Consider the following 24,855-nt stretch of genomic DNA (forward strand, 5'->3'; position numbering starts at 1 on the left):
TAAGTCAATGTGTTCCCGACGAGCTGTCGGTAAAAACACTACCCCCCTGACGGGTCACGGCAACGTGAGAATCTCCGCTCCGGTCTCCGTCACTGCCAAGGTGTGCTCGAACTGCGCGGTCCGCTTGCGGTCCTTGGTCACCACGGTCCAGCCGTCGTCCCACATGTCGTACTCGTGCGTGCCCAGGGTGAGCATCGGCTCGATGGTGAAGGTCATGCCGGGCTGGATCACCGTGGTGGCGTGCGCCGCGTCGTAGTGCGGGACGATCAGGCCGGAGTGGAACGAGGAGTTGATCCCGTGCCCGGTGAAGTCGCGCACGACGCCGTAGCCGAAGCGCTTGGCGTACGACTCGATGACACGGCCGATGACGTTGATCTGACGGCCGGGCTTGACGGCCTTGATGGCGCGGTTGAGGGACTCGCGGGTGCGCTCCACCAGCAGGCGCGACTCCTCGTCGACGTCGCCGCAGAGGTAGGTGGCGTTGTTGTCGCCGTGGACGCCGCCGATGTACGCGGTGACGTCCAGGTTCACGATGTCGCCGTCGCGCAGCACCGTGGAGTCGGGGATGCCGTGGCAGATGACCTCGTTGACCGAGGAGCAGAGCGACTTGGGGAACCCCCGGTAGCCGAGCGTCGAGGGGTAGGCGCCGTGGTCGCACATGAACTCGTGGGCGACCCGGTCCAGTTCGTCCGTGGTCACGCCGGGGGAGATGTGCTTGGCGGCCTCCTCCATCGCCTGCGCGGCGATGCGCCCCGCGATGCGCATGCGCTCCACGGTGTCGGAGTCCTGGACCTCCGGCCCGGTGTACGGCGTGGGCGCGGGCTTCCCGACGTACTCGGGACGCCGGATGGATCCGGGAACGGAACGGGTGGGGGAGAGCTCCCCTGGTACGAGCAGCGACTGGCCAGACATGCCAGCGAGTCTAACCAGGGGGGATGGGGCAGCATGGCGGGAGAGGAAGGAGCCGACGATGGCCCTGTTCAAGAAGCGTACGGCCGGAAAGCCGGGCGAGTGGTACTACTGCCTCCAGCACAAGAAGGTCGAGGAGGGCCCGGAGTGCCCGGCGAAGAACCGCTTCGGCCCGTACGCCTCCCCCGAGGAGGCGTCCCACGCGATGGAGAAGGCGCAGGAGCGGAACGAGGAGTGGGAGACCGACCCGAAGTGGCACGACAAGTCCTCCACGGGGGAGGGCGGCGCGGCGTAGTGGCGGGGGCGCCCGGTTCGTCGGGCGCCTGAGGGGCGGGGCGCGGGGCGTCCGCGCCGGGGAGGCGAGACGGCGGCCTCCCCGGCCTCCTCGGCCTCAGACCCCCGCCTCCCCGGCCTCCTCGGCCTCAGACCCCCGCCTCCTCCTTCTGGGCCCTGCGGCGCAGCGCGTCCTCGTCCGTCTCCGCGTCGTACGTCACCAGCTTCGGCAGCGCCGCCGCCAGCAGCCCCACCGACACCACGCACGCCACGCCGCCGCTCCACACCGCCGCGCGTGTGCCCGTCCAGCCCGCCATCGCGCCCGCGCGGACCTGGCCCAGCTGCGGGCCGACGCTGTACGAGAGCACCTCGATGCCCGCCAGCCGGCCCCGCAGCTCCTCCGGGATCGTCTGGTTCCAGATCGTCGAGCGGCCCAGCCCGCTGAGCATGTCGCCGCCGCCCGCGAACGCCAGGCACAGCAGCACCAGCCATACGTTGCCGAACCATCCCGCCGCCGCGATCGACACGCCCCACAGCGCCGCGCCGAAGACCACGAACAGCCCGTGCCGGCGCACCCGCGAGGTCCAGCCGCTGGTCAGGCTCAGCGCCAGCGAGCCGACCGACCCCGCCGCGTACATCAGCCCCAGCGCCCACTCCGCGTCCAGATCGTCCGCCAGGAAGGGGAAGATCGTGTTCGGGAAGGCGAAGAACATCGCCGCCAGGTCGATCGCGTACGTCCCGAGCAGCACCGGCCGCGACCACGCGTACCGCGCCCCCTCCGCGATCCCCCGCAGCGAGGGCTTCTCCGCGTCGTGCGCGGGCGGGGCCGAGGCCAGCTTGAGGCAGAGCAGCACCGAGGCGACGAAGCTGAGCACCGTGACCCCGTACGCCGTGGCATGGCCCGCGTAGGCCACGACGAGTCCCGCCGTCGCGGGGCCGGCGATGGCCCCGAGCTGCCAGCGCAGGGCGTTGAGCGCCGCCCCCGCGGTGAGCTGGTCGTGCGGCACGATCCGCGCCATCAGCGAGTCCAGGGCCGGCCGCTGCAGACCGGCCAGCGCCGAGACGCCGGCCGCGACCACGTACAGCGGCCACAGCATCGGCTCCGGAAGCACCGCGTTGACCAGCAGGATCACGGCCAGCAGGCCCATGCCCGCCTCGGTGCCGAGGATCAGCTTGCGGCGGTCGACGGCGTCCGCGAGCGCCCCGCCGTACAGCCCGAAGACGACCAGCGGCACAAGCTCCACCGCGCCCATCACGCCCACCGCGAGCGGCGACCCGGTCAGTTCCTTGATCTGGAGCGGCAGGGCGATCAGCGCCATGGAGCTGCCGAAGAAGGTGACCAGGCCCTGGACCCACAGCAGCCGGAAGTCGCGGGAGGACCGCCAGGGGGACAGGTCGGGGAGTATCGAGGAGAGCTTGGAGGTCACAACCGGCCATGCTCTGCGCTGCTAGTGGCCCGGAGCAACCGAATTACGGTCCGGAGGCTGGGGCAACCGCCCTCGCCGGCCCGCGCCTGCCGGCGGCTGGGCCGCCCCCCTCACCAGCGGGGCGGCGGTGGCGCCGTCAGATGGTCCGCGAGGCGCGAGAGGCGGTCCCGCAGCCGCTTGCGGCCGCGCGGGCCTGGCAGGCTGTTCTCCCCGGTGGCCGCGCTCACCAGATGCTGCACCGTGTCGAGGTCGACCTCCGCCTCGTCCGCCACCGTCAGCGTCTCGTGCGCCAGGCCGTGCACCTCCCGGTCGCCGCCGTCCAGCGAGAGCACCGTCGCTCCGGCCCGCCGTGCGTCGTGCACCCGTTCCAGCAGCCCCGCGTCCGGCCGCTCGGGAGCGACCACCAGCAGCGTCTCCCCGCGCCGCGCCGCCTCGATCCGCCCCAGGCCGACCGCCAGCTGCGCGGGGTCCCCGGCCCGCACCCGGTGCCGTACGAGCGTCGGCGCCAGCTCCGGCTGCCCCGACCAGGCCGCCTCGTCCACGAGGTGCGCCGCCAGGTGCCACGGCTCGTACTCCTCGGTGCCCACCAGCAGCAGCCCGCCGCCCTGCGGAACCACCGAGGAGCGCAGCACCCCCGCGAACCGCCGGGTCGCCGCCGGCCACTCGGTGCCGGCCAGGACTTCGCGCAGCAGCGCGACGCGTACGGCATCCATGGCTGTGCATCCTGCACCAGGCCGCCCGCGGGCGGGAGCGGTTCCCCGCGGCTCACCCGATCGAGCGCGTGTACCAGCAAGTAGGGTCGGCGCATGACTTCCAACGACAGCGCAGCCGCCGCGCCGAAGGCTCCGGCGAAGGACCCCTGGGACCTCCCCGACGTATCCGGCCTGGTCGTCGGCGTCCTGGGCGGCACCGGCGACCAGGGCCGCGGGCTCGCCTACCGGCTCGCCCGGGCCGGCCAGAAGGTGATCATCGGATCCCGCGCCGCCGAGCGCGCCGAGACCGCCGCCGCCGAGCTGGGCCTCGGCATCGAGGGCGCCGACAACGCCGAGTGCGCCCGGCGCAGCGACATCGTGATCGTGGCCGTGCCGTGGGACGGGCACGCCAAGACGCTGGAGACGCTCCAGAAGGAGCTCGCCGGCAAGCTCGTCGTCGACTGCGTCAACCCGCTGGGCTTCGACAAGAAGGGCGCGTACGCGCTGAAGCCGGAGGAGGGCAGCGCCGCCGAGCAGGCCGCCGTCCTGCTGCCGGACTCCCGGGTGACGGCCGCCTTCCACCACCTGTCCGCGGTGCTGCTCCAGGACGAGTCGATCGAGGAGATCGACACCGATGTGATGGTCCTGGGCGAGGCCCGCGCGGACACGGACATCGTGCAGGCGCTGGCCGGCCGCATCCCCGGCATGCGCGGCGTCTTCGCCGGCCGGCTGCGGGGCGCCCACCAGGTGGAGTCGCTGGTCGCCAACCTGATCTCGGTCAACCGCCGCTACAAGGCGCACGCGGGTCTGCGCGTGACCGACGTCTAGGCGACGTCGAGACGCCTGGGCGCCCCGGCTAGGCCGGGGCGTCCCCTCGTGCCGCCCCCGCCCCCGCCCCCGCCCTCGCGTCCTCGGCTGAGCGGGGCGCGGACGTCCAGCCCTGCTGCCGGAGGCGTTCGAATCCGTCCAGCAGGAGGTCCAGCGCGAAGGCGAACTCGAACGCGTCGTCGCACCCCGGGCCCACGACGGAGTCCTCGTCGTGGGCCGCCCCCCTGGCCAGCTCCGTGAGGTGCGGGTACGTCGCCGCCATCTCGCGCAGCGCGGCCGCCTGCCCGGCCGGATCGGCACTCGGCGCGTCGTCGAACAGCTCCTGTGTGAAGCCCAGCATGCGGCTGCCCAGAGCGTGCATCGCATGGTGCGTGAGATCGACGGAGAAGCCGCCGGCCCGGAACATCCCGATCACCGAGTCCATGTACGCGAGCACCGCCGGCGTCGGGCGGGTCCGCGACTGGATCACCTGCGCCGCCCAGGGGTGCCCCAGCAGGGCCCGTCGCGCCGAGAGGATCCGCTGCCGGACCGCGCTCTGCCAGTCGGGTCCGAGGCCGGGGGGCTCGATCTCTCCGACGACGGCGTCCACCATGCCGTCCAGCAGCTCTTCCTTGTTGGCGACGTGCTTGTAGAGCGCCATCGGCACCACGCCCAGCTCCTGGGCGAGCTTGCGCATGCTCAGCGCCTCGATCCCGATGTCGTCGGCGAGCGCGACGGCGGCGCGCAGCACGCGATCCCTGCTCAGGGGCGCCCGGCGCGCCGGCTCCGACTGCTGGGCCATGTCGACCAGCTCCCTCGTGTCCCGTCGTGTCGCGGCGCGTCCGGTCGTGTCCAGTCGTGTTCCGGCGTGGACCGGCTCTCCGCCTTGACGAGTGTACGGCGTACGCCTAGTCTCGACCGCAGGTGTACGCCGTACACCTCTGGGGAGGGTGTGCACATGAGCTCGACGAGAAGAACCGCGGTCGTCGCGGGGGTGCTGTTCCTGGTCACCGAGGTCGCCGCGATCGGCGGGCTCGCGCTGTACCGGCCGGTGCTGGAGGGGGCCGACTACGTGGCCGGCGCCGGCGCCGACACCCAGGTGCTCCTGGGGGCGCTGTTCGAGATCGTCCTCGCGACTGCCGTGATCGGCACCGGGGTGACGCTGTTCCCGGTCATCAGGAGGCAGAGCGAGGGGGCCGCTCTGGGCCATGTCTGCGGCCGGCTCCTCGAAGCCGCCGTCATCGTCGTCGGCATCGTCAGCGTGCTGTCGGTCGTCACACTGCGACGGGACTTCACAGGAGGGGTAGAAGGGGCGGGAGGGGCGCCGGACCCCGACGCGTCGTCCTTCGTCGCCGCGGGCAGGGCCCTGGTCGCGATCCACGACTGGACGTTCCTGCTCGGGCCCAATGTCGCCCTCGGGGCGAACACGCTGCTGCTGGCCTGGCTGATGTACCGGTCGCGCCTGGTGCCGCGGTTCATCGCCGTGCTGGGGCTCGTCGGGGGCCCGCTGATCTGCCTCTCGGCGACCGCCGTGATGTTCGGGCTCTACGAGCAGGTCTCCGTGCCGGGGTCGATCGCCGCCGTCCCCGTCTTCGCCTGGGAGGCAACCCTCGCGATCCGGCTCATCGCCAAGGGCTTCGACCCGTCCCCGACCGCCTCCGAGACAGGGCCCCACGCGTCGAGCGCCCGCCGCGATCCCCGCGTGGCGGTCTAGCCGCCCCGGCAGCCCGGCGGCGGCGACCCGCCGCCCGACGTGCGAGCGCGAGGCGGACATGGGGGACACTGGGCGGGACGTACCGCACCCCGACAGGAGCCCTGCCCCATGCCCCGCCTCGCTCTCTACTCCCTCGTCGTCTGCGCCCTCGCCGTCGCCGCGGCCGTGGTCTCCTTCGCGCAGGGCAGCTGGCTCGGGATCGTCTGGGTGCTGCTGGTCGGCCTCTCCTCGAACATGTCCTGGTACTACCTGCGCAGGGCCAAGGCGGAGCGCGAGGCCCGCGGCGCTACCGGTTGACCGCCACCTCGCACATCTCGTCCGTCTGCCAGAAGCGGTAGAACTCCTGGCCGCACCACGTCTCGTCGCGGCTCACGCCCAGCCCGCGCATGATCGCGTCGATCGCGTCGAAGAAGGCGTGGTTCACCTCGGGGATGAACAGGACGACGAAGACGGCGAGCAGACCGAACGGCGCGAACGGCTCGACCTGGCGGCGGATCTTGTGCGACAGCCAGGGCTCGATCACGCCATAGCCGTCCAGGCCCGGCACCGGCAGAAAGTTCAAGATCGCCGCGGTGACCTGGAGCAGCGCGAGGAACGCGAGCGCGAAGCGGAAGAGCAGCGGCACGCCGTCCAGCGCGTCCAGCCAGAACGGCGCGGTGCACACCAGCGCGAACAGCACGTTCGTCAGCGGCCCGGCCGCGGAGATCAGGCTGTGCTTCCAGCGCCCGCGGATCCGGCCCCGCTCGATGAAGACCGCGCCGCCGGGCAGGCCGATGCCGCCCATGATCACGAACAGCACGGGGAGCACGATGCTCAGCAGGGCATGCGTGTACTTGAGCGGGTTGAGGGTCAAGTAGCCCTTCGCGCCGATGGAGATGTCGCCGCCGTGCAGCGCGGTGCGGGCGTGGGCGTACTCGTGCAGACAGAGCGAGACGATCCACGCCGAGGTGACGAACAGGAACACGGCAAGGCCCGCGCTCGCCGCGAACTCCGTCCACACCGCCCACCCGGTCACCGCCATGACGGCGACGATCCCTATGAAGACAGGACTGATCCGCCGGTCGCTGTGGCGGGTGGCGGCGAAGGACATGGGCGCGGCTCCTGTGGCGGGGCAGTGGTGGCGGGACGTGCGAGTAGACCGTACCGGTGGACCGTACCGGTGACGTGGGGAGAACGTCCCGTGGGTGCCGCCTGGTTCCTGCCGTACGGGCCCGCACGGGCGGCGGGGACAATGGGCCGGTGCACTATCGCGTACTCGGCACTTCTCAGGCATTCCACGACGACGAGACGCCTGTCTCCCTCGGCGGGGCGCGGCTGCGCGCGCTGCTGACCGTGCTGGCGCTCAGGGCAGGGCGCACGGTCCCGGTCGGCGTGCTCGTCGACGAGGTGTGGGACGGCGACCCGCCCGCGGACGCGGTGGGCGCGGTGCAGGCGCTGGTCGGCCGGCTGCGGCGGGCGCTGGGGCACGAGGCCGTGGCGTCGGCGGAGGGCGGCGGCTACCGGCTGTGCGCGGACGCGGACGACGTGGACCTGCACCGTTTCGACCGGCTGACGGGCGAGGGGACGCGGGCGCTGGAGGAGGGCGACGCCGACAAGGCGGCCGCGCTGCTCGACGACGCGCTCGCGCTGTGGCGCGGACCGGCGCTCGCCGATCTGCCGGACCGCGGCGCTCAGACCGCGCGCTGGGAGGCTCGCCGACTGGACGCCCGTCGCGCCCGCCTCGGGGCGGCGCTGGCGCTGGGGCGCGCGGAGGAGGCGCTGCCGGAGCTCGCCGCCCTCTGCGAGGAGCACCCGCTGGACGAGCCGCTGCACGCGTTGCGCATCCGGGGGCTGCGGGACGCGGGCCGGGCGGCGCAGGCGCTGGAGGCGTACGAGGCGGTGCGCAGAGAGCTGGCGGACCGGCTCGGGGCGGACCCGGGGGCCGAACTGCGCTCGCTGCACGCGCAGTTGCTCACGCCTGTGCCTGCGCCTGCGCCCGTGCCGGCCCGGATACCCGATCCCGTACGGGCTCCCGCGGTGTCGTCCCCGACCCCGGCCCCGGCTCCCGGCTCGTCGCACACCGTGCCGCGGCCCGGGAACCTGCGCGCCCGTCTGACGTCCTTCGTCGGGCGCGAGGCGGACATCGAGACCATCCGCGGCGACCTCTCCCAGGCCCGTCTGGTCACCCTCCTCGGCCCGGGCGGGGCCGGGAAGACCCGGCTGTCCCAGGAGGCTGCCGAACAGGCCGCGCACGCCTGGCCCGACGGCGTCTGGCTGGCCGAACTCGCCCCCGTGGACGCCCCGGAGAACGTCGCCGAGGCCGTCCTCACCGCGCTCGGCGCTCGCGAGACGGTGCTGCGCGGCGCGGGCGCCGAGGAGCTGCGCGCCGCCGAGAGGCACGGCGACGACGCCCTCGTACGACTCGTGGAGCACTGCTCACGGCGGCGCATGCTGCTCCTCCTCGACAACTGCGAGCATGTCGTCGCCTCGGCCGCGACCTTGGCCGAACGCCTGCTGGAGAGCTGCCCGAACCTCACGATCCTGGCCACCAGCCGCGAACCGCTCGCCGTGCCGGGCGAGCTGGTCCGCCCGGTCGACCCGCTGCCCGACCCGATGGCCCTGCGCCTGCTGGCCGAGCGGGGCGCGTCGGCGCGGCCGGGCTTCCGGATCGACGAGGACGAGCGGACGGCCGAGGCGGCGCGGGAGATCTGCCGCCGCCTGGACGGCCTGCCGCTCGCCATCGAACTGGCCGCGGCCCGGCTGCGGATGCTCACCCCGCGCCAGATCGCGGACCGCCTGGACGACCGCTTCCGCCTCCTGACGAACGGCAGCCGCACGGTCCTGCCGCGCCAGCAGACCCTGCGCGCGGTGGTCGACTGGTCCTGGGACCTGTTGGAGGCGCCGGAACGGGCGGTCCTGCGCCGCCTGGCGGCATTCGCGGGCGGCTGCGACCTGAGCGCGGCGGAGGAGGTCTGCGGCGCGAGCCCGACGGACGGGGCGGTGTCTACGGGCCCTGCGGACGGGCCGGGCGGCCCTGCGGCCGCCGATGGGCAGCAGGGTGCCCCCGCTGGCGCGGAGGGGCGGACGGGCGGCCCCGCCGCCGTGGCCTTCGGTCCGGACGGCCGGGCGGGCGCCGGCACCGATGGGCCGCCGCGTCCCGCGGAGCCGTCGCCCCCGGCCAGCCCGCCGGACGCTTCGGGAGCCGTCCCCGGCCAACCCGCCTCCGCGAGCCCGTCGCACCCGCCCGCGCCCGCGGGCCCTGCAGACGGGCCGGGCACCCCCGCTCGCGTCGACGGGCAGCCGGGCACCCCCGCCGCCGTGGCCTCCGGTCCGGACGGCCGGGCGGGCGCCGGGGCCGATGGGTCGACGCGTCCCGCGGAGCAGTCGCCCCCGGCCAGCCCGCCGGACGCCCCAGGAGCCGCCCCCGGCCAGCCCAGCGTCCCCGTCCCGGTCGTCGGTCGTGAGGACGTCGCCGCGTATCTCGGGTCGCTCATCGACAAGTCCCTCGTCGTCGCCGCCCCCGCCCCCGACGGCGCCATGCGCTACCGGCTGCTCGAGACCGTCGGCGAGTACGCCGGCGAGCGGCTCGACGAGAGCGGGGAGCGCGCCGCCGTCGAGCGGCGGCATCTCGTCCACTACCGGGAGCTGGCCCGCACCACCGACCCCCTCCTGCGCGGCCACGGCCAGCGCGACGCCATCGCGCGGCTTCAGCTCGAGTACGAGAACCTCCGCACCGCCCTGCGCCGCGCCGTCGCCCTGCGCGACGAGCAGGAGGCCCTCTGCCTCGTGCTTTCCCTCTCCTGGTACTGGCAGATGCGCGATCTGCGGTCCGAGGCCCGGCACTGGTCCCAGGCCGTCGCGGACCTCGGACCCGACCCCTTCGCGCCGCCCGTCGCGCCCGCGCCCCCGATCCACGAGCGGTGCACGGACGCGCCGCCGCCCATGCGGCCCGAGCTCCACCTGGAGGCCCGGCGGCAGGTGCGGCTGGTCGGGATGGTCAGCATGGACCACCACCTCGAGGAGTGGACCACCCCGGACAAGCGCGCCTGGCTCCGGGCCGTCGTCAGCGTCTACCGCCCCGACCTCCCGCAGAGCACCCGCCACCCCGGCTCGCTCTGGTTCTTCGCCTCGCTCCTCACCGGCGACGGCGAGGATCTGCGGAACGTGCTCGACGACGTCGTCCGCGCCGTCGAGAAGACGGGCCACGCATGGGACCTCGCCACCGCGCTCCAGATGCGCGCCAACATCCTGGCCAACCGCAGCCAGTGGGCGGGCGACGCCCACCGCGACGCCGACCGCAGCTACGCGATCTACGAACGCCTCGGCGACTCCTGGGGCACCGCCGAGGCCCTCTCCGCGCGCGGCGAGGCCTTCGAGCGGCGCGGCGACTACGCGGAGGCCGCCGAGGACTTCAAGGTCGCCATCGTGCACGCCCAGCGGCTCGGGGCGCAGAGCCAGGTCTCGCTGCTGCGCTCCCGCCTCGCGTCCGTGCTGATGGAGACCGGCCACGGCGAGGAGGGCGAGGCCATCCTGCGCGAGGTCATCGCCGGGGGCCCGGAGGGCGGGCACGAGGCGATGCCGGCCGCCCGGCTCTATATCGCGATGCGGCTCGGCCGCACGGGCCGTATCGCCGAGGCCCGGGAGCAACTCGGCCTGCTCCGCGAGGAGTTCCGGTCCGAGACCCTCGCCGTCTTCGAGGGCATCGTGCTCGGCTGCCTCGCCTGGCTCGACACCGTGGACGGCCACGGCGCCCGCGCCCTCGACCGGGCGCGCCGGGCCCTGGCGCTGGCCCTCGCCCCCATCTCGATGATGATCGCCCCGCAGCTGCCCGCCTCGCATGTGCTGACCGCCGCCCTCGCCCTCACCGCCATCGGCGGCGAGGACCGCGTCCGGCACGCGGTCCGCCTGCTCGGCGCGTACGAACAGCTGCTTCCCGCCGGCCACTTCGCTCCCTCCCTGGAGCGCGAGAGCCGTGAGGAGGTCGAGCAGGCCGCCCGTGCCCTCCTCGGCGACGCCGCGTACGAGTGCGCGTACGAGGCCGCGCGCGCCGAGAGCGACGGCCGCACGCTGGAGGAGGCCGTCGCTCTGGTCTGACCCGGGGCCGGGCGCCCGCCCGAGGCGGCGCCCGCGCCCGGTCAGGTCTTCTTGCGGAACTTGGAGACCGCCAGCGGCGCCGTGACCAGCGTGATCAGCGCGGCCCAGCCCAGGGTCATCCACACCGAGTCGCCGACCGGGGTGCCGTTGATCATCGCTCGTGCCGCGTCCGCGAGATTGGAGAGCGGGTTGTAGTCGGTGAACGTCTCCAGCCAGCCCGGCATCGACGTCGGCGGAGCGAAGATCGAGGATCCGAACTGCAGGGGCATCAGCACGAGTATCGCCATCCCCTGAACCGCCTGCGCGGACTTGAGGGCCAGCCCCAGCAGGATGAAGATCCACATCAGCGAGGCGCCGAAGACCAGCGACAGGCCGACCGCGCCGAGCAGCTCGAACACCGACGACTTGATCTCCAGCCCGAGCAGAAAGCCCATGGCCAGCAGGATCGTCATGGCGACCACCATCCGGCCGATCTCGACGACGACCTTCGCGATGAGCACGGACGACCGGGCGATGGGCATCGTCCGGAACCGGTCCATCACGCCCTTCTTGAAGTCGTCGTTGACGCCCGATCCGACGGCCATGGCGATGTTCATGCCCGTCATGGCCATCAGGCCGGGCACCAGATAGTTCACATAGACGTCCTGGTTGCCCTTGCCGGCGATCGACCCGCCGAAGACGTACACGAACAGCAGGATGAAGACGATCGGCATCAGGACGGCGTCGGCCATCGACTCCGGGTCCTGCTTGATCTGCAATGCGTTGCGTCTCGTCAGCGCGCCGATGTGCCGCAGGTTGGCGCGCAGCCCGATCCTGCCCTCCCCGGCGGGGGAGGCGGCGGGGGCGGTGAGTGTTGCCGCGCTCATGCCGCGACCTCCTCGGGGATCGTGTCGGTCGACGGGTCGGATGTCGGCGCCTTCTCGCCGGTGATGGCCAGGAACACCTCGTCCAGGCTGGGCAGATGGGTGCCGATGTGCGCGATGCCGAAGCCGCGGGCGGCCAGCAGCGCGACGACCGCGGTCAGTTGCTCGTCGCTCAGGATCGGCACGTACACCAGTCCGTCGTCCGGCACGGCCTGCGCGCCCCCGAGCCCGTCCAGCCCGGCCTCGGCGACCGCGGCGGCCATCGCCGCCAGCTGCGCCGGATCGGACGGCCGTATCTGCAGGGTCCGGCCGCCGACCTTCGCCTTGAGCTCGTCCACCTCGCCGTTGGCGATGACCCGGCCGCGGTCGATGACCGTCAGCTCGTTCGCCAGCTGCTCGGCCTCTTCCATGTACTGGGTGGTGAGCAGCACGGTCACGCCGTCGGCGACCATGCGCCTGACCTCGGCCCAGACCTCGTTGCGGGTGCGGGGGTCGAGGCCCGTCGTCGGCTCGTCCAGATAGAGCACGGCCGGCTGCCCGATCATCGAGGCGGCCAGGTCGAGTCGCCTGCGCATACCGCCGGAGTACTGCATCGAGGGCCGCTTGGCCGCCTCGGTGAGCGAGAAGCGCTCCAGCATCTCGTCGGCGCGGCGGCGGGCGTCCTTGCGGGAGAGGTCGAGCAGCCGCCCGATCATGTAGAGGTTCTCCCAGCCGGAGAGCTTCTCGTCGACGGAGGCGTACTGCCCGGTCAGGCCGATGGTGCGGCGAAGCTGCCGGGGCTGCTTGACCACGTCGTAGCCGGCGACGGTGGCGTGCCCGGCGTCCGGGACGATCAGGGTGGACAGACAGCGTACGAGGGTGGTCTTGCCGGCGCCGTTGGGGCCGAGGACGCCGAGGACGGTGCCCTCCCGCACGTCCAGGTCCACGCCGTCCAGCGCTTTGGTCTCGCCGTAGTGCTTGACCAGGCCCCGTACCTGGACGGCGATGCCCTCGCCGGCCCTGGGGTTCTTGTCGATTCGCGTCATGCCGTAGACACTGCCGGTCGCCGCCGACAGACCGCAGACAGCCCGCCGACAAGCAGCCGACAAGATCGCCGACAGGGTTGTCGGAAGGCTGCCGTCGGCTCGAACTCGCGCTCCCGGCAAGCCTGTTGACGGGCGCGTCAGAAGGTCATCGGGTCAGGAGCCGGCCGGTACCGCGTAGTCGCCGAAGCCGACCCAGTCGAGGATGACGCACGTCTCGTCGCCGACCACCCATGCGTCGTGGCCGGGCTGCACGGTGAAGAAGTCGCCGGCGCTCAACTCGTCGGCCTCGCCGTCGTTCATCACGACCTTCATCCGGCCGCTGACGACATAGCCGACATGGGACGCCAGGCAGGTGGCGGTGCCGGCGATGGGCTTGACGTGCTTGGTCCACTGCCAGCCGGGCTCGAACACCGCGCGGCCGACCGGCCCCTGCTCGGTGGACAGGAGGTCGAGTCTGCCCTTGCCGTCCTCGAATGTGCGGGTGACATCGGCCTTGTCGAAGTTCCTGTGCTTGATCGCGGCCATGACCGTCCGCCTTCCGGGCGCACCCTCTGCTGACCCCGAGTCCACTTCTCAGGCTACGCGCGGCCGTCGGAGACCTCATGCCGACAGCCCGCCGATGGGGGAAGTCGGCGGGCTGTCGTTGGTGCCGGAGATGGTCAGTGGAAGGTGTGCTCCTCCTGCGGGAACGTTCCGCCTACGACCTCGTCGGCGAAGGCCTTCGCCGCGTCCCCGAGCGTCTGGCGGAGGTTGGCGTACTGCTTGCTGAAGCGCGGCGTCTTCCCGGCCGTCAGCCCGGCCATGTCGGTCCAGACGAGCACCTGGGCGTCCGTCTCGGGGCCCGCGCCGATGCCGACGGTCGGGATCTGCAGGCTGCGCGTCACCTCGGCGGCCAGCTCGGCCGGCACCAGCTCCAGGACGACGGCGAACGCGCCGGCGTCCTGCGCGGCCTTCGCGTCGTGGAGCAGCCGGTGGGCCGCCTCGTCGCTGCGGCCCTGGACGCGGTAGCCCATGGTGTTCACCGACTGCGGGGTCAGGCCCAGGTGCGACATCACCGGGATGCCGGCCTGGACGAGCAGCTCGGTCTGGGGGAGGGAGCGCTGGCCGCCCTCGAGCTTGACGGCGCCGACGCCGGCGTCCTTGATCAGCCGTGTGGCGTTGCGCAGGGCCTGGACCGGGCCCTCCTGGTACGCGCCGAAGGGGAGGTCGCCCACGATGAGGGCGCGCTGGGTGCCCCGTACGACGGCGGCGGACAGCAGCGTCATCTCGTCCATCGTGACCGGCACGGTGGTCTCGTAGCCGAGATGGCAGTTGCCCATGGAGTCGCCGACGAGCATGACCGGGATGCCGGCCTCGTCGAAGACGGAAGCGGTCATCGCGTCGTAGGCGGTCAGCATCGGCCACTTCTCGCCGCGCTCCTTGGCGGCGGCGATGTCGTGGACGGTGACACGGCGGGTTCCCTTGCCGCCGTACAGCGTCTTGCTGCTGTCGGCGGGTTTCTGGGCAGCCTGAAGCGTCATGGCTAAACGGCTCCTTCGTCATCTCGAGGCGCCCTGACGGCGTCCCCGGATCTCCTCCATGGTGGCACCTCGTGCCGCATCGGCGAAAGAGGACCCGTTCGTTCGATTGCTTTCCTATACGAGACGGTCTCGTATCGAAAAGGGTACGCTGGAGAACATGGCGACACCGTCCGGCACGCCTGCCGTGCCGCAGCCCGCCCATCGGATCCCCGAGGCCGTCCACCGCCGCCGCTGGTGGATCCTGACCGTCCTGATGTTCAGCCTGCTCATCGTGGTGCTGGACAACTCGATCCTGAACGTCGCCGTCAAGACGATCGCCAGCCCCGCGCCCGTCGGCATCGGCGCGACGCAGAGCCGGCTGGAGTGGGCGATCAACTCGTACACCCTGGTCTTCGCCGGGATGCTCTTCACCGCCGGACTGCTGGGCGACCGGGTGGGGCGCAAGAAGGTGCTGCTCTTCGGGATCCTCGTCTTCGGGGTCGGCTCGGCGCTCGCCGCGTTCTCCCAGTCGCCCGAGGAGCTGATCGTGTACCGGGCGGTGATGGGCTTCGGGGCGGCGTTCGTCATGCCGGCCACGCTCGCGGTGCTGATGTACGTCTTCGAGCGCGACGAGCAGCCCAGGGCGATCGGGATCTGGGCGGGCAGCGTCGGCGTGGGCATCGCGATCGGCCCGATCACCGGCGGACTGCTCATCGAGCACTTCTGGTGGGGCTCGATCTTCCTGGTCAATGTGCCGATCGTGGTGGTCGCGCTGATCGCGATGGCCCTGCTGATCCCGGACTCCAGGGACCCCGACCCCGGCCGGATCGACCCGCTGGGCGTGGTGATGTCGGTCGTCGGGCTGGTCCTGCTGGTGTACGGGATCATCCGCGGCGGCGAGCTCGCCGACTTCACGGCCCCCTCGGTGCTCCTGCCGCTGGCCGCCGGGGCGGCGGTGCTGGGCCTGTTCGTGCTGCACGAGAGGCGCAGCGACCACCCGGCACTCGACCTGTCCTACTTCAGGCAGCCCTCCTTCGCCGCCGCCGTGGCCGCCATCGCGCTGGTCTTCTTCGCGGTCATGGGCGTGACCTTCTTCTCGGCGTTCTATCTGCAGAGCCTGCGCGGCTACAGCGCGCTGGAGGCGGGGGTGCTGATCGTGCCCCTGGCGGCCGCGCAGCTGATCTTCGCGCCGCGCGCCCGGCTGGCGGTGGACCGCTACGGGGCGCGGGCGGCGTGCACCGGGGGCATGCTCCTGGTGGCGGCCGGGCTGGCGGCCTTCGCGTTCTTCGACGAGTCCACCCCGGCATGGGCGCTGGGCCTCGTGTTCTTCGCGCAGGGCGCGGGGATGGCGCACATCATGCCGCCGGTGACCGTCTCGGTGATGCAGTCGCTGCCCCGGGAGAAGGCGGGCTCGGGCTCCGCGGTCAACAACACCGTCCGGCAGGTCGGCGGGGCCATGGGCGTCGCCGTCCTCGGCTCCCTGCTCTCGACGCGCTACCGCGCGGGCGTCGAGGACCGCCTGGAGGGCCTTCCTCGTGGGGAGCGGCACGCGGCGGGGGAGTCGCTCGAGGCGACGCTGGCGGTCGCGGAGCGGCTCGGCCCGGCCGGCAAGGCGCTGATCGCCCCGGCGAAGGAGGCGTTCCTGTCCGCGATGCATCTGACGGCCCTGGCGTCGGCGGCAGTGGCGCTGGCGGGGGCCGCGGTGGTGGGGTTCCTGCTCCCGAGGGGAGGAGTGAAGGCGCCGCAGGGACGCAGCCCCGCGCCGGCGTCGACGCGGACGTCGGCACAGCCGGCGGCCGAGGACGGCGACTGAGGAGGCGGGAGAGGAGGCGGAAGAGGAACCGGGAGAGAAGGCGGGGGAGGGCGAGGAGCGGGCCGCAGGCCGTGCGGATGCTCCACAGGCCGTGCTCCCCAACCCTGTTGCTCGGTCCGCCCCGCGCCGCGGCGAGAATGGGACCGCCCGGACCGCCCCTTGACCATCGCGAGAAACGGAGCGCACGTGCCCACGGAGCAGCAGTCGACGCCCCGCGGCAGACCCCGCAGCGAGGCCGCCGAACGCGCCATCGTCGGCGCCGTCGTGCGGCTCCTCGAGGAAGGCGTGCCCCTCTCCGAGCTCTCCATCGAGCGCATCGCCCGCACCGCCGGCGTCGGCAAGGCCACCATCTACCGCCGCTGGGAGGGCAAGGAGGCCCTCTTCGTCGACGTCGTGCGCTCCATGGAGCCCGTGGACCCGCCGCTGCCCGGCGCCTCCGTGCGGGACGACCTGGTCGCCATCGTCGAGACGCTGCGCCTGCGCGGCCTCGCCAAGCGCTCCTCCGTCCTGCTGCACAACGTCTTCGCGCAGATGCAGAGCTATCCCTCCGTATGGGACATGTACCACCGCGTCGCCGTCCTGCCGCGTCGCGAGCGGATAGACGACGTGCTGCGACGCGGCGTCGAGAGCGGCGAGATCCGCGGCGACGTCGACATAGACCTTCTGGGTGACCTGTTCGTCGGCCCGATGCTCGTGCGGACGGTGCTGCGCCCGGAGGGGGCGCCGGGCGAGGGGGCCGCCGAGCGGATCGTCGACGCGGTGCTGGAAGGCGTACGCGGACGGCGCTGAGCGGACGGGCGGACGGCGCTGAGCTGACGAGCGGACGCCGCTGAGCTGCCGAGGCGCCCGCGCGTCGCCCCGTCGAGCGTCCCGCCCGGCGTGTTCGCCGACCCGCCGATCCGGCCCGCCGGAAGTGTGCGCGTTCTGTCACAGCGTCCCCACCTGGCCCGATACCAGGAACCCCGTACGCCGCCTCGTCGTCATCGTGGCAGAACGGTCGTCCCTCGACGGCGGAGTAGCCACGTTCATCGCCTAGGGTCGAGACCTTGGCAGCGGTGAGCGTGACGGCAAGGCAAGTGAGGAAAATCTTCATGGTGCAGGCGGACATCGGCAACGGGAACGGCGGCGCGGAGATGCGGCCCTCGGGATCCCGGGTCAGGCGTCTGCTCGAGCGGTGGCGAGACGACCGGGGCATCTGGCGGCGCGGCACTGTCCTCGCCGCCTGCGCGGTGTTCATCGCGCTGTTGATGATCCTGCACGCGCAGATCCCCAACCGCATCGGCAACCTCGGCAGCCTCAGCGAGACCTTCCTGCCCTGGTTCGGCGTGTTCATCCCGGTCCTCATCGCGGCTGCCCTGTGGCGGCGTTCGGCCACGGCGCTGATCGCCGTGCTGCTGCCGCTCGTCGTCTGGCTCAACCTGTTCGGCGGTCTGCTCACCGGCAAGTCGGCCGCGTCCGGCGGCGATCTGACCGTCGCCACCCACAACGTCAACGCCGACAACCCGGACCCGACGGGCACCGCCAAGGCGGTCGCCGCGTCCGGCGCGGACGTGCTGGCGCTTCAGGAGCTGCCGGCCGGCCAGGTGGAGACGTACGAACGGGCGCTCGCCGACACGTACAAGTACCACTCCGTGCAGGGCACGGTGGGCCTGTGGAGCAAGTACCCGATGAGCGGCACCGAGCCCGTCGACATCCGGATGGGCTGGACGCGCGCCATGCGCTCCACCGTGGCGACGCCCGACGGCGAGGTCGCCGTGTACGTCGCCCATATGCCCTCCGTCCGCGTCAAGCTCCACGCCGGCTTCACCGCCAACCAGCGCGACAACAGCGCCGACGAGCTCGGCGAGGCCATCGCCCGGGAGTCGGTGGGCAAGGTCGTCCTCCTCGGCGACCTCAACGGCACGATGAACGACCGCTCGCTGAACGCGGTCACCTCGCAGATGCGCTCCACGCAGGGCGCGGCGGGGGACGGCTTCGGCTTCAGCTGGCCGGCGTCCTTCCCGATGGCGCGCATCGACCAGATCATGGTCAAGGGCGTGGAGCCGGTCTCCTCGTGGACGCTGCCGCGCACGGACAGCGACCACCTCCCGATCGCGGCGAGCGTCAGCCTCTGAGGCGCGGGGCCGCGGGGGCCCCGTACGGACTTGAAGCCGCGTGGACCTGAGACCCCGCAGATCCGCGTCGCACGGACTCTGAAGCCGTACGAAACCCGCGGTTCACCCAGAGGGTCAAATGATCTGAGACACTTTGTTCAGTCAGCGAACTAAACCGTGTGCCGAGTCGGCGACCGCAGCGACTGAACGAAAGGCCCTCCCATGCCCCTGGCGCTGCTCGCGCTCGCCGTCTCCGCCTTCGGCATCGGCACCACCGAATTCGTCATGATGGGCCTGCTGCCCAACGTCGCCGACGACCTCGGCACCTCCGTCCCCACCGCCGGACACCTCGTCTCCGCGTACGCCGTCGGCGTCGTCGTCGGGGCGCCCCTGCTGACCGCCCTCGGCTCCCGCGTCCCGCGCAAGCGGATGCTGATGCTCCTGATGGCGCTCTTCGTGGTCGGCAACCTCGCCTCCGCCCTCGCGCCCGGCTTCTGGACCCTGATCGCGGGCCGCGTGCTCGCCGGGCTGCCGCACGGCGCGTTCTTCGGCGTCGGCGCGGTCGTCGCCGCGCGACTGGTCCCCCAGGGGCGGCAGGCGCGCGCCGTGGCGACGATGTTCCTCGGCCTCACGGTCGCCAACATCGTCGGAGTCCCGGCCGCCACCCTGCTCGGCCAGCACCTCGGCTGGCGGGCGACCTTCCTGGTCGTCACCGCCATCGGCCTGGTCGCCATGGCCGCGCTCGCCCGGCTCGTCCCGTACGTGCCCGTCGAGGCGCACCAGAGCGTCGGCCGCGAGCTGCGCGCCCTGCGCGACCGGCAGGTCCTGCTCGGCCTGCTCACCGCCGTCTTCGGCTTCGCCGGGGTCTTCGCCGTCTACTCCTACCTCGCCTCCATCACCACCGAGGTCATGGGCTTCGGCGAGTCCTCCGTGACGCTGGTCCTCGCGCTGTTCGGCATCGGCATGACCCTCGGCGCGCTGGCCGCGGGCCCGCTGACCGACCGCGCCCTGCGGCCCACGCTGTACGGATCGCTGGCCGCGCTCGCCGCGGTGCTGGTCCTCTTCCGCCTCACCGCGCACATCCCGTGGGCGGCCCTCGTCGCGGTCGTGCTCCTGGGCGCGGTCGGCTTCATGACCACCACCCCGCTCCAGATGCTGGTGATGCAGAAGGCGAAGGACGCGCCCACGCTCGCCTCCGCCTCCAACCACTCCGCCTTCAACCTCGCCAACGCCGGCGGCGCCTGGCTGGGCGGCGCGGCCATCGCGGCGGGCTGGGGCTGGACCTCCCCGGCCGTCGTCGGCGCCGCCCTCGCCGCGGCGGGCCTCGCCCTCGCGGTGACGGCCGGGCTGCTCGACCGTACGACGAGGCGCGACCGTACGACGAAGGGGGCCTCCCGCGTCGTCGCCGCGGGAAGCCCCCATGCCGAGGAGCTCAGCCCGTCGTCTCCCGCCAGCGGTTCGTGATCGGCAGCCGGCGGTCCTTGCCGAAGCCCTTCGCCGAGATCTTCGTGCCCGGCGGGTACTGGCGCCGCTTGTACTCCGCGGTGTCCACCATCCGCAGCGTCCTGGCCACCAGCTCCTCGTCGAAGCCGGCCGCCACGATCGCGTCCTTGCCCTGGTCCCGGTCGACGTACAGCTCGAGGATCCGGTCCAGCACGTCGTAGTCCGGCAGCGAGTCCGTGTCCACCTGGCCGGGGCGCAGCTCCGCGCTCGGCGGCTTGGTGATCGATGCCTCCGGGATCGGCGGGGTCTGGCCGCGCTCCTCGGCCGAGCGGTTGCGCCACCGCGCGAGGCGGAAGACCGTCGTCTTGTAGACGTCCTTGATCGGCCCGTACGCGCCGACGGAGTCGCCGTACAGCGTCGAGTACCCCACCGCCAGCTCGGACTTGTTGCCCGGCGCGAGCACGATGTGGCCCTCCTGGTTGGAGATCGCCATCAGCGTGGTGCCGCGCAGCCGCGACTGGAGGTTCTCCTCGGCCAGGCCGGTCAGGCCCAGCGCTTCCATGTACGCGTCGAACATCGGCTCGATCGACACGGTCCGGAAGTTCAGCCCGGTGCGGCGGGCCAGCTCGGCCGCGTCGCCCTTGGAGTGGTCCGAGGAGTACTTCGACGGCATGGAGACGCCGTACACGTTCTGCGCGCCCAGCGCGTCGCAGGCGATGGCGGCGACCAGCGCCGAGTCGATGCCGCCGGACAGGCCGATCAGCACCGAACGGAAGCCGTTCTTGGCGGCGTACGCGCGCAGGCCCACGACCAGCGCCGAATACACCTCCTCGTCGTCGTCCAGCCGGTCCGCGTACCCGCCGGCGAGCTCCGGCTCGTACGCGGGCAGCGGGTCCTCGGACAGCACGACGCGCTCGATGCGCAGCCCGTCGTCGACCACGCCCGTCGGCGGCTCGGCGGCGGCCGCGGGCAGCTCCAGGTCGAGGACGACGCAGCCCTCGGCGAACTGCGGGGCGCGCGCGACGACCTCGCCGTGGGCGTCGACGACGATCGAGTCGCCGTCGAAGACCAGCTCGTCCTGCCCGCCGATCATCGCCAGGTACGCGGTGGTGCAGCCGGCCTCCTGGGCGCGCTTGCGCACCAGCTCCAGCCGGGTGTCGTCCTTGTTCTGCTCGTACGGCGAGGCGTTGATCGAGATCAGCAGCCCGGCGCCGGCGGAGCGGGTGGCCGGCACCCGCCCGCCGTCCTGCCAGAGGTCCTCGCAGATCGCGAGCGCGACGTCGACGCCGTGCACCCGGATCACCGGCATCGTGTCGCCGGGCATGAAGTAGCGGAACTCGTCGAAGACGCCGTAGTTGGGCAGGTGGTGCTTGGCGAACGTCAGCACCACCTCGCCGCGGTGCAGCACGGCGGCGGCGTTGCGCGGCGCCCCCGCCGGCTGGCCGTACTTCGGCTGGGCGTGCTCGGCGCGGTCGAGATACCCGAGGATCACCGGCAGTTCGCCGAAGCCCTCGTCGTCGAGCCGCGCCGCGAGCGCCCGCATGGCCGTCCGGGACGCCTCCACGAACGACGAGCGCAGGGCCAGGTCCTCCACGGGGTAGCCGGTCAGCACCATCTCCGGGAAGGCGACGAGGTGCGCCCCCTGCTCGGCGGAGTGCCGGGTCCAGTGCACGATCGCCTCGGCGTTGCCGGCGAGGTCGCCGACGGTCGAGTCGATCTGATTCAGGGCGAGACGTAGTTGAGGCACGCGGCCCAGTGTAATCGTCTTACTGACGCGATGTCCCGGCCGGGGCGGTGTGGGGCGTCCCACTCCGGGGACGCCCCGGCGCCCGTCAGCGCAGATAGCCCAGGACCGTCATCATCCCCGAGTCCGAGTGGTAGACGTTGTGGCAGTGGAGCATCCACAGGCCCGGGTTGTCCGCGTCGAAGTCCACGGTCAGCTTCCGGCCCGGGAGCAGATTCGCGGTGTCCTTGCGGGGGCGGCCCTCGGCGTCCGCCAGAGCGAACGTATGGCCGTGCAGATGGATCGGGTGCCACATCGTCGTGCCGTTGTGGAGCACCAGCCGCACCCGCTCGCCCGCGCGGACCGGACGGCGCTGGTCGGATGCGTAGGGCTTGCCGTCGAACGCCCAGTCGTACTTCGCCATGCTGCCCGTCAGCCGCAGGTCGATGGTGCGGTCCGGCTTCCGCGCGGGCAGCGCGACGGCGTCGTCCGCACGGAGCCTGTCCGCGGTGAGGATCCGGCCGGACAGCTCCTTCGGCCGTACGGACGGGGCGGGCGCGGCGCCCCCGCCCGTCCGCAGCAGCGCCATCGTGGCCGCGTCCTTCCCCTCGGCCAGCGCGGTCAGCGGGAAGACGCCGTCCCCCGCGGTGACCAGCACGTCGTACCGCTCGCCCATGCCCAGCAGGAGGGCGTCCGTCGTGGCGTGCCGGACGGGGAAGCCGTCGGTGTGCGTCACCGTGAGCTCATGACCGCCGAGCGCGACCCGGAAGGCGGTGTCCCCGCCCGCGTTGACGATGCGCAGCCGGATGCGGTCGCCGGGCTTGGCCGTGAAAGCCGAAGGATCCTCGGCCGTACGGCCGTTGACCAGATAGCGCGGGTACGCCACGTCTCCCGCGTCCCCGCCCAGCAGGTCGCTCTTCGCGCCCATCGCCATGCGCGAGGGCCCGCCGGCCTCGGGCGCGGGCGGCTTGCCGTGGCCGCCGTGGTCTGTCCCGCCGCCGCCCATGCCCTTCCGGAGCTCGGCGAGGACCGCGTCCGGGGTGGAGCCGTCCACGCCGTCGACCCAGTCGTCCAGGACGACGACCCACTCCTTGTCGTAGCTCAGCGGCTCCCTGGGGTCCTCCACGATCAGCGGGGCGTACAGACCGCGGTCCTGCTGGACCCCCGAGTGCGGATGGAACCAGTACGTCCCCGGGTGCGGCACGGCGAAGCGGTACGCGAACTCCGCGCCCGGCTTGACCTCCCGCTGCGTCAGTCCGGGCGCCCCGTCCATGTCGTTGCGCAGGGCGATCCCGTGCCAGTGCAGCGAGGTGGCCTCGGGCAGATGGTTGGCCAGGGTCAGGGCCAGGGTGTCGCCCGCGGTGACGCGGACCTCCCGGCCGGGCAGCCGGTCCCCGTACGCCCAGGACCTGACCGTGCGGCCGGCGCCGAGCTCCAGCGTGGTGGGCGTCGCGGTCAGCCGCACGGTCCGGACGGGGCCGGCGCCGCGGGCGGCCTCGGCGGCGGCGACCTCGGGGCCGTCGGGGGCGACATAGCCGTCGGGGGCGGGCTGGGGAGTGCCGCCGCCGCCCGGCGCATGGTGGTCCGAGCCGGACGGGCCGGAGCAGCCGGCCAGAACGCCCGAGCCGGCGACGGCGACGGCGCCGCCGAGCAGGGCGCGGCGAGTGGGAGTAGAGCGCATGACGGAGAACACCTCGTGGTGTGTGGTGTGGGGAGACGGCGAAGGGCGCGTCTGCCGCCCGGTGCGCGCCGTCGGGCGTCTGGACACCGGGCGACCGGGCCGCCGCTATATCCGCAGCACCGACAGGGTCGCGAGGACGGTCCGCGGGGGCGGGGGGCTGGGCCACAGGGCCCGCAGCAGCAGGCCGCCGAGGGCCGCGATACGCAGACCCGCCCGGTGACGGGCGCTCAGACGGGCCGCGAGCAGGGCCACGCCCCATGCGCCGAGCACGGCCAGACAGACGGACGAGGGGTCCATGCCTGTGGGGGTGGCGGGGGGCTGCGCGTCGGCGTCGGCGTGCTGCCGGGGCGTCTGCGTCGAGACGTACGGGGTGCTTCCGTGCGGGGCGTCCTGCGACGCCATGGGTGCGGTCGGCGGGGGCGACTCGGCGGTGTGCCCCGCGGCGAGCCCCGCGGTGTGGCCGGCGCCCTGCCCCGCGCTCTGTCCCGACCGGTGTTCCGAGCTCTGTCCCGAGCCGTGTGCCATCCCGTGTGCCGACCCGGATGTCGGGTGTCCCACCGTGTGCATCGTGGCGATTCCGAAGAGCAGCGCGACGAGCAGCAGCAGCTGCCCCCAGCGTGCGCGCTCCGTGATCACCATGGCCGGCAGCTTACCCCCACCCGGTATCCGGCTGCCCGGTGGCCCGCTCTTGCGGGGCCGCCTGTCCGGGCGCGGCCGAGGGCTTCAAGTCCTTTTCGTGGCAGGCTGGCTGGCGGTGCTCGCGCCGTTCGGGGCGCGAGAGGGGAGAGGCGGGCCGAGCGTGTCGTGGTCGGGATTCGTACGGGTGGGAGGCGTGCCGCACCATGCCGTCGTCGAGGGCGACGGGCCCGTCTGCGTCCTGAGCGCGGGGCTCGCGATGAGCTGGTTCGACTGGGATCCCGTCGTGCCCCTGCTCGCCCCGCACCGCACCGTCGTCCGCTTCGACCGGCCGGGACACGGGCTCAGCGCCCCCGCCGCCGTGCCCCCCTCCGCCGCCGGCGAGGCCCACCGCATCGCGGGCGTCCTCGACGCGCTCGGCCTTCAGGGGCCCGCGGCCGTCGTCGGGCACTCGATCGCCGGGTTCCACGTGGAGGCGTTCGCCCGCCTGCACCCCTCTCGTACGGCGGCCGCCGTCCTCGTCGACTCCAGCGTCGAGGAGCACGCGCACGTGCCCGCCGCGCCCGCCGTGCGCACCGCCGCCGCCCGCGCGCTGGGCACGGCGCTCGGCGCCGCCGGAGCGCCCGCGGCTCTCGGACCGCTCACCCGCCGCACGGTGGTCCGCCTCTCCCGCGCCTCCGGCGGGGACCCGGCGCCGCCGGCCCTCGTACGCCGCTGCTACGCCACCACCCGAGTACTCCAGGGCGCCCTCCTGGAGAACACCCACTACCGGGCGGTCGCCGCCGAGCTGCTCGCCCTGCGCGAGCGCCACCCGCTGCCGGACGGCGTCCCGTTCGCGGTCCTCGCCGCGGCCGCGGGCGGCGCGTGCTGGCTGGACCGGCAGCGCGCACTGGCCGAGCGGCTCGGCGCCCGCTGCGAGGCGGTCGCGTCGTCGGGCCATCTGATGATGCTGGACCGCCCGGACGCGGTAGCGGCGGCGGTGCTGGGGGAGCCGGCGGCGGCCCTGCGGAAGCGGGGCTGAGGCGGGGGCGCGGGTGTGGGTTCGGCGGGTCCCGGCTGATCGCGCCCGAGGTTCATCGGGCTCGCGGCTCGGCGCGGGTGGGGCTCCGGCGGTCCCTGGCTCAGCGCGAGCGTGAGGTTCGGCCGGCCCGCGGCTCGGCGCGCGCGTGAGGTTCGGCAGGCTC

Annotated in this window: 22 protein-coding genes; 10 read left to right on the plus strand and 12 right to left on the minus strand. The window is 73.1% G+C overall.

The window, feature by feature from the left end; genetic code table 11:
* Positions 1 to 54 precede the first annotated feature (54 nt).
* Positions 55 to 912: a type I methionyl aminopeptidase gene (gene map / locus AB0M39_RS03280; protein ID WP_365359572.1), complete on the minus strand. Its 858-nt coding sequence runs from the start codon at positions 910 to 912 to the stop codon at positions 55 to 57.
* 58 nt (positions 913 to 970) lie between these two features.
* On the opposite strand from map, the gene AB0M39_RS03285 reads away from it, so the two are divergent.
* The gene (locus tag AB0M39_RS03285) at positions 971 to 1,204 is read left to right on the plus strand and encodes a hypothetical protein (protein ID WP_365359574.1); all 234 of its coding nucleotides are present in this window, start codon (positions 971 to 973) and stop codon (positions 1,202 to 1,204) included.
* Between the two features lie 127 nt (positions 1,205 to 1,331).
* Here AB0M39_RS03285 and AB0M39_RS03290 read toward each other — a convergent pair whose 3' ends face one another.
* Together AB0M39_RS03290 and AB0M39_RS03295 are read right to left on the minus strand one after the other, a co-directional pair.
* The gene (locus AB0M39_RS03290) at positions 1,332 to 2,609 is read right to left on the minus strand and encodes an MFS transporter (protein ID WP_365359576.1); all 1,278 of its coding nucleotides are present in this window, start codon (positions 2,607 to 2,609) and stop codon (positions 1,332 to 1,334) included.
* A 110-nt stretch (positions 2,610 to 2,719) separates the two neighbouring features.
* Positions 2,720 to 3,322: a hypothetical protein gene (locus tag AB0M39_RS03295; protein WP_365359578.1), complete on the minus strand. Its 603-nt coding sequence runs from the start codon at positions 3,320 to 3,322 to the stop codon at positions 2,720 to 2,722.
* A 93-nt stretch (positions 3,323 to 3,415) separates the two neighbouring features.
* Between AB0M39_RS03295 and npdG the strand changes: the two genes are divergently transcribed.
* Positions 3,416 to 4,129 carry an NADPH-dependent F420 reductase gene (gene npdG / locus AB0M39_RS03300; protein ID WP_365359580.1) on the plus strand — a complete coding sequence of 238 codons (714 nt, stop codon included), beginning with the start codon at positions 3,416 to 3,418 and terminating at the stop codon, positions 4,127 to 4,129.
* Positions 4,130 to 4,157: 28 nt separating this feature from the next.
* Here the strand turns inward: npdG and AB0M39_RS03305 are convergent, their stop codons facing one another.
* Positions 4,158 to 4,910, minus strand: coding sequence for a TetR/AcrR family transcriptional regulator C-terminal domain-containing protein (locus AB0M39_RS03305; protein WP_365359582.1), 753 nt, complete (start codon positions 4,908 to 4,910; stop codon positions 4,158 to 4,160).
* A 156-nt stretch (positions 4,911 to 5,066) separates the two neighbouring features.
* On the opposite strand from AB0M39_RS03305, the gene AB0M39_RS03310 reads away from it, so the two are divergent.
* Entirely contained in the window at positions 5,067 to 5,822 is a 756-nt protein-coding gene (locus AB0M39_RS03310; protein ID WP_365359584.1) for a DUF4386 domain-containing protein, read from the plus strand.
* A 108-nt stretch (positions 5,823 to 5,930) separates the two neighbouring features.
* Positions 5,931 to 6,119 (plus strand): hypothetical protein, encoded by a 189-nt coding sequence (locus AB0M39_RS03315; protein ID WP_365359586.1) that lies wholly within the window; start codon positions 5,931 to 5,933, stop codon positions 6,117 to 6,119.
* Here AB0M39_RS03315 and AB0M39_RS03320 read toward each other — a convergent pair.
* Complete coding sequence (locus AB0M39_RS03320; protein ID WP_365359588.1) at positions 6,109 to 6,912, minus strand: site-2 protease family protein; 804 nt, start codon at positions 6,910 to 6,912, stop codon at positions 6,109 to 6,111. The two genes, AB0M39_RS03315 and AB0M39_RS03320, sit on opposite strands and share 11 nt — an antisense overlap.
* Positions 6,913 to 7,061: 149 nt before the next feature.
* On the opposite strand from AB0M39_RS03320, the gene AB0M39_RS03325 reads away from it, so the two are divergent.
* Positions 7,062 to 10,895 (plus strand): BTAD domain-containing putative transcriptional regulator, encoded by a 3,834-nt coding sequence (locus AB0M39_RS03325; protein ID WP_365359590.1) that lies wholly within the window; start codon positions 7,062 to 7,064, stop codon positions 10,893 to 10,895.
* 41 nt (positions 10,896 to 10,936) lie between these two features.
* Here the strand turns inward: AB0M39_RS03325 and AB0M39_RS03330 are convergent, their stop codons facing one another.
* The 4 genes from AB0M39_RS03330 to panB form a co-directional block, all read right to left on the minus strand.
* On the minus strand, positions 10,937 to 11,761 hold the full coding sequence (locus tag AB0M39_RS03330) for an ABC transporter permease (RefSeq protein ID WP_365359592.1): 825 nt from the start codon (positions 11,759 to 11,761) through the stop codon (positions 10,937 to 10,939).
* A complete protein-coding gene (locus AB0M39_RS03335; RefSeq protein WP_365359594.1) occupies positions 11,758 to 12,783 on the minus strand; it encodes an ATP-binding cassette domain-containing protein in 1,026 nt (341 codons plus the stop codon). Before AB0M39_RS03335 ends, AB0M39_RS03330 begins: the two co-directional genes overlap by 4 nt.
* A gap of 153 nt (positions 12,784 to 12,936) precedes the next feature.
* Entirely contained in the window at positions 12,937 to 13,308 is a 372-nt protein-coding gene (locus tag AB0M39_RS03340; protein ID WP_365359596.1) for a cupin domain-containing protein, read from the minus strand.
* Between the two features lie 134 nt (positions 13,309 to 13,442).
* A complete protein-coding gene (panB, locus tag AB0M39_RS03345; RefSeq protein WP_365359598.1) occupies positions 13,443 to 14,303 on the minus strand; it encodes a 3-methyl-2-oxobutanoate hydroxymethyltransferase in 861 nt (286 codons plus the stop codon).
* Between the two features lie 157 nt (positions 14,304 to 14,460).
* Between panB and AB0M39_RS03350 the strand changes: the two genes are divergently transcribed.
* From AB0M39_RS03350 to AB0M39_RS03365, 4 genes are all read left to right on the plus strand, one after another.
* Positions 14,461 to 16,095, plus strand: coding sequence for an MFS transporter (locus tag AB0M39_RS03350; RefSeq protein ID WP_365359600.1), 1,635 nt, complete (start codon positions 14,461 to 14,463; stop codon positions 16,093 to 16,095).
* Between the two features lie 186 nt (positions 16,096 to 16,281).
* On the plus strand, positions 16,282 to 16,884 hold the full coding sequence (locus tag AB0M39_RS03355) for a TetR/AcrR family transcriptional regulator (protein ID WP_365359602.1): 603 nt from the start codon (positions 16,282 to 16,284) through the stop codon (positions 16,882 to 16,884).
* Positions 16,885 to 17,186: 302 nt separating this feature from the next.
* Positions 17,187 to 18,209, plus strand: coding sequence for an endonuclease/exonuclease/phosphatase family protein (locus tag AB0M39_RS03360; RefSeq protein WP_365359604.1), 1,023 nt, complete (start codon positions 17,187 to 17,189; stop codon positions 18,207 to 18,209).
* Positions 18,210 to 18,410: 201 nt separating this feature from the next.
* Positions 18,411 to 19,652, plus strand: a complete 1,242-nt coding sequence (locus AB0M39_RS03365; RefSeq protein WP_365359606.1) for an MFS transporter — start codon at positions 18,411 to 18,413, stop codon at positions 19,650 to 19,652.
* On the opposite strand, the gene AB0M39_RS03370 is transcribed toward AB0M39_RS03365, so the two are convergent.
* The 3 genes from AB0M39_RS03370 to AB0M39_RS03380 form a co-directional block, all read right to left on the minus strand.
* Positions 19,621 to 21,378, minus strand: coding sequence for an NAD+ synthase (locus AB0M39_RS03370; protein WP_365359608.1), 1,758 nt, complete (start codon positions 21,376 to 21,378; stop codon positions 19,621 to 19,623). The two genes, AB0M39_RS03365 and AB0M39_RS03370, sit on opposite strands and share 32 nt — an antisense overlap.
* An 85-nt stretch (positions 21,379 to 21,463) precedes the next feature.
* Complete coding sequence (locus AB0M39_RS03375; RefSeq protein ID WP_365359610.1) at positions 21,464 to 23,035, minus strand: multicopper oxidase family protein; 1,572 nt, start codon at positions 23,033 to 23,035, stop codon at positions 21,464 to 21,466.
* 105 nt (positions 23,036 to 23,140) lie between these two features.
* The gene (locus AB0M39_RS03380; protein ID WP_365359612.1) at positions 23,141 to 23,674 is read right to left on the minus strand and encodes a hypothetical protein; all 534 of its coding nucleotides are present in this window, start codon (positions 23,672 to 23,674) and stop codon (positions 23,141 to 23,143) included.
* Positions 23,675 to 23,834: 160 nt separating this feature from the next.
* Between AB0M39_RS03380 and AB0M39_RS03385 the strand changes: the two genes are divergently transcribed.
* Positions 23,835 to 24,692: an alpha/beta hydrolase gene (locus AB0M39_RS03385; RefSeq protein ID WP_365359614.1), complete on the plus strand. Its 858-nt coding sequence runs from the start codon at positions 23,835 to 23,837 to the stop codon at positions 24,690 to 24,692.
* Positions 24,693 to 24,855 lie beyond the last annotated feature (163 nt).

Origin of the sequence: Streptomyces sp. NPDC051907, assembly GCF_040681075.1 — a bacterium.
Classification (GTDB): domain Bacteria; phylum Actinomycetota; class Actinomycetes; order Streptomycetales; family Streptomycetaceae; genus Streptomyces.

What these genes read in the sequence shown, in the direction of transcription:
- map (WP_365359572.1), bottom strand. Translation starts at nt 912, where the DNA reads ATGTCTGGCCAGTCGCTGCTCGTACCAGGGGAGCTCTCCCCCACCCGT.
- AB0M39_RS03285 (WP_365359574.1), top strand. Translation starts at nt 971, where the DNA reads ATGGCCCTGTTCAAGAAGCGTACGGCCGGAAAGCCGGGCGAGTGGTAC.
- AB0M39_RS03295 (WP_365359578.1), bottom strand. Translation starts at nt 3,322, where the DNA reads ATGGATGCCGTACGCGTCGCGCTGCTGCGCGAAGTCCTGGCCGGCACC.
- npdG (WP_365359580.1), top strand. Translation starts at nt 3,416, where the DNA reads ATGACTTCCAACGACAGCGCAGCCGCCGCGCCGAAGGCTCCGGCGAAG.
- AB0M39_RS03305 (WP_365359582.1), bottom strand. Translation starts at nt 4,910, where the DNA reads ATGGCCCAGCAGTCGGAGCCGGCGCGCCGGGCGCCCCTGAGCAGGGAT.
- AB0M39_RS03310 (WP_365359584.1), top strand. Translation starts at nt 5,067, where the DNA reads ATGAGCTCGACGAGAAGAACCGCGGTCGTCGCGGGGGTGCTGTTCCTG.
- AB0M39_RS03315 (WP_365359586.1), top strand. Translation starts at nt 5,931, where the DNA reads ATGCCCCGCCTCGCTCTCTACTCCCTCGTCGTCTGCGCCCTCGCCGTC.
- AB0M39_RS03320 (WP_365359588.1), bottom strand. Translation starts at nt 6,912, where the DNA reads ATGTCCTTCGCCGCCACCCGCCACAGCGACCGGCGGATCAGTCCTGTC.
- AB0M39_RS03330 (WP_365359592.1), bottom strand. Translation starts at nt 11,761, where the DNA reads ATGAGCGCGGCAACACTCACCGCCCCCGCCGCCTCCCCCGCCGGGGAG.
- AB0M39_RS03335 (WP_365359594.1), bottom strand. Translation starts at nt 12,783, where the DNA reads ATGACGCGAATCGACAAGAACCCCAGGGCCGGCGAGGGCATCGCCGTC.
- AB0M39_RS03340 (WP_365359596.1), bottom strand. Translation starts at nt 13,308, where the DNA reads ATGGCCGCGATCAAGCACAGGAACTTCGACAAGGCCGATGTCACCCGC.
- panB (WP_365359598.1), bottom strand. Translation starts at nt 14,303, where the DNA reads ATGACGCTTCAGGCTGCCCAGAAACCCGCCGACAGCAGCAAGACGCTG.
- AB0M39_RS03350 (WP_365359600.1), top strand. Translation starts at nt 14,461, where the DNA reads ATGGCGACACCGTCCGGCACGCCTGCCGTGCCGCAGCCCGCCCATCGG.
- AB0M39_RS03360 (WP_365359604.1), top strand. Translation starts at nt 17,187, where the DNA reads ATGGTGCAGGCGGACATCGGCAACGGGAACGGCGGCGCGGAGATGCGG.
- AB0M39_RS03365 (WP_365359606.1), top strand. Translation starts at nt 18,411, where the DNA reads ATGCCCCTGGCGCTGCTCGCGCTCGCCGTCTCCGCCTTCGGCATCGGC.
- AB0M39_RS03375 (WP_365359610.1), bottom strand. Translation starts at nt 23,035, where the DNA reads ATGCGCTCTACTCCCACTCGCCGCGCCCTGCTCGGCGGCGCCGTCGCC.
- AB0M39_RS03380 (WP_365359612.1), bottom strand. Translation starts at nt 23,674, where the DNA reads ATGGTGATCACGGAGCGCGCACGCTGGGGGCAGCTGCTGCTGCTCGTC.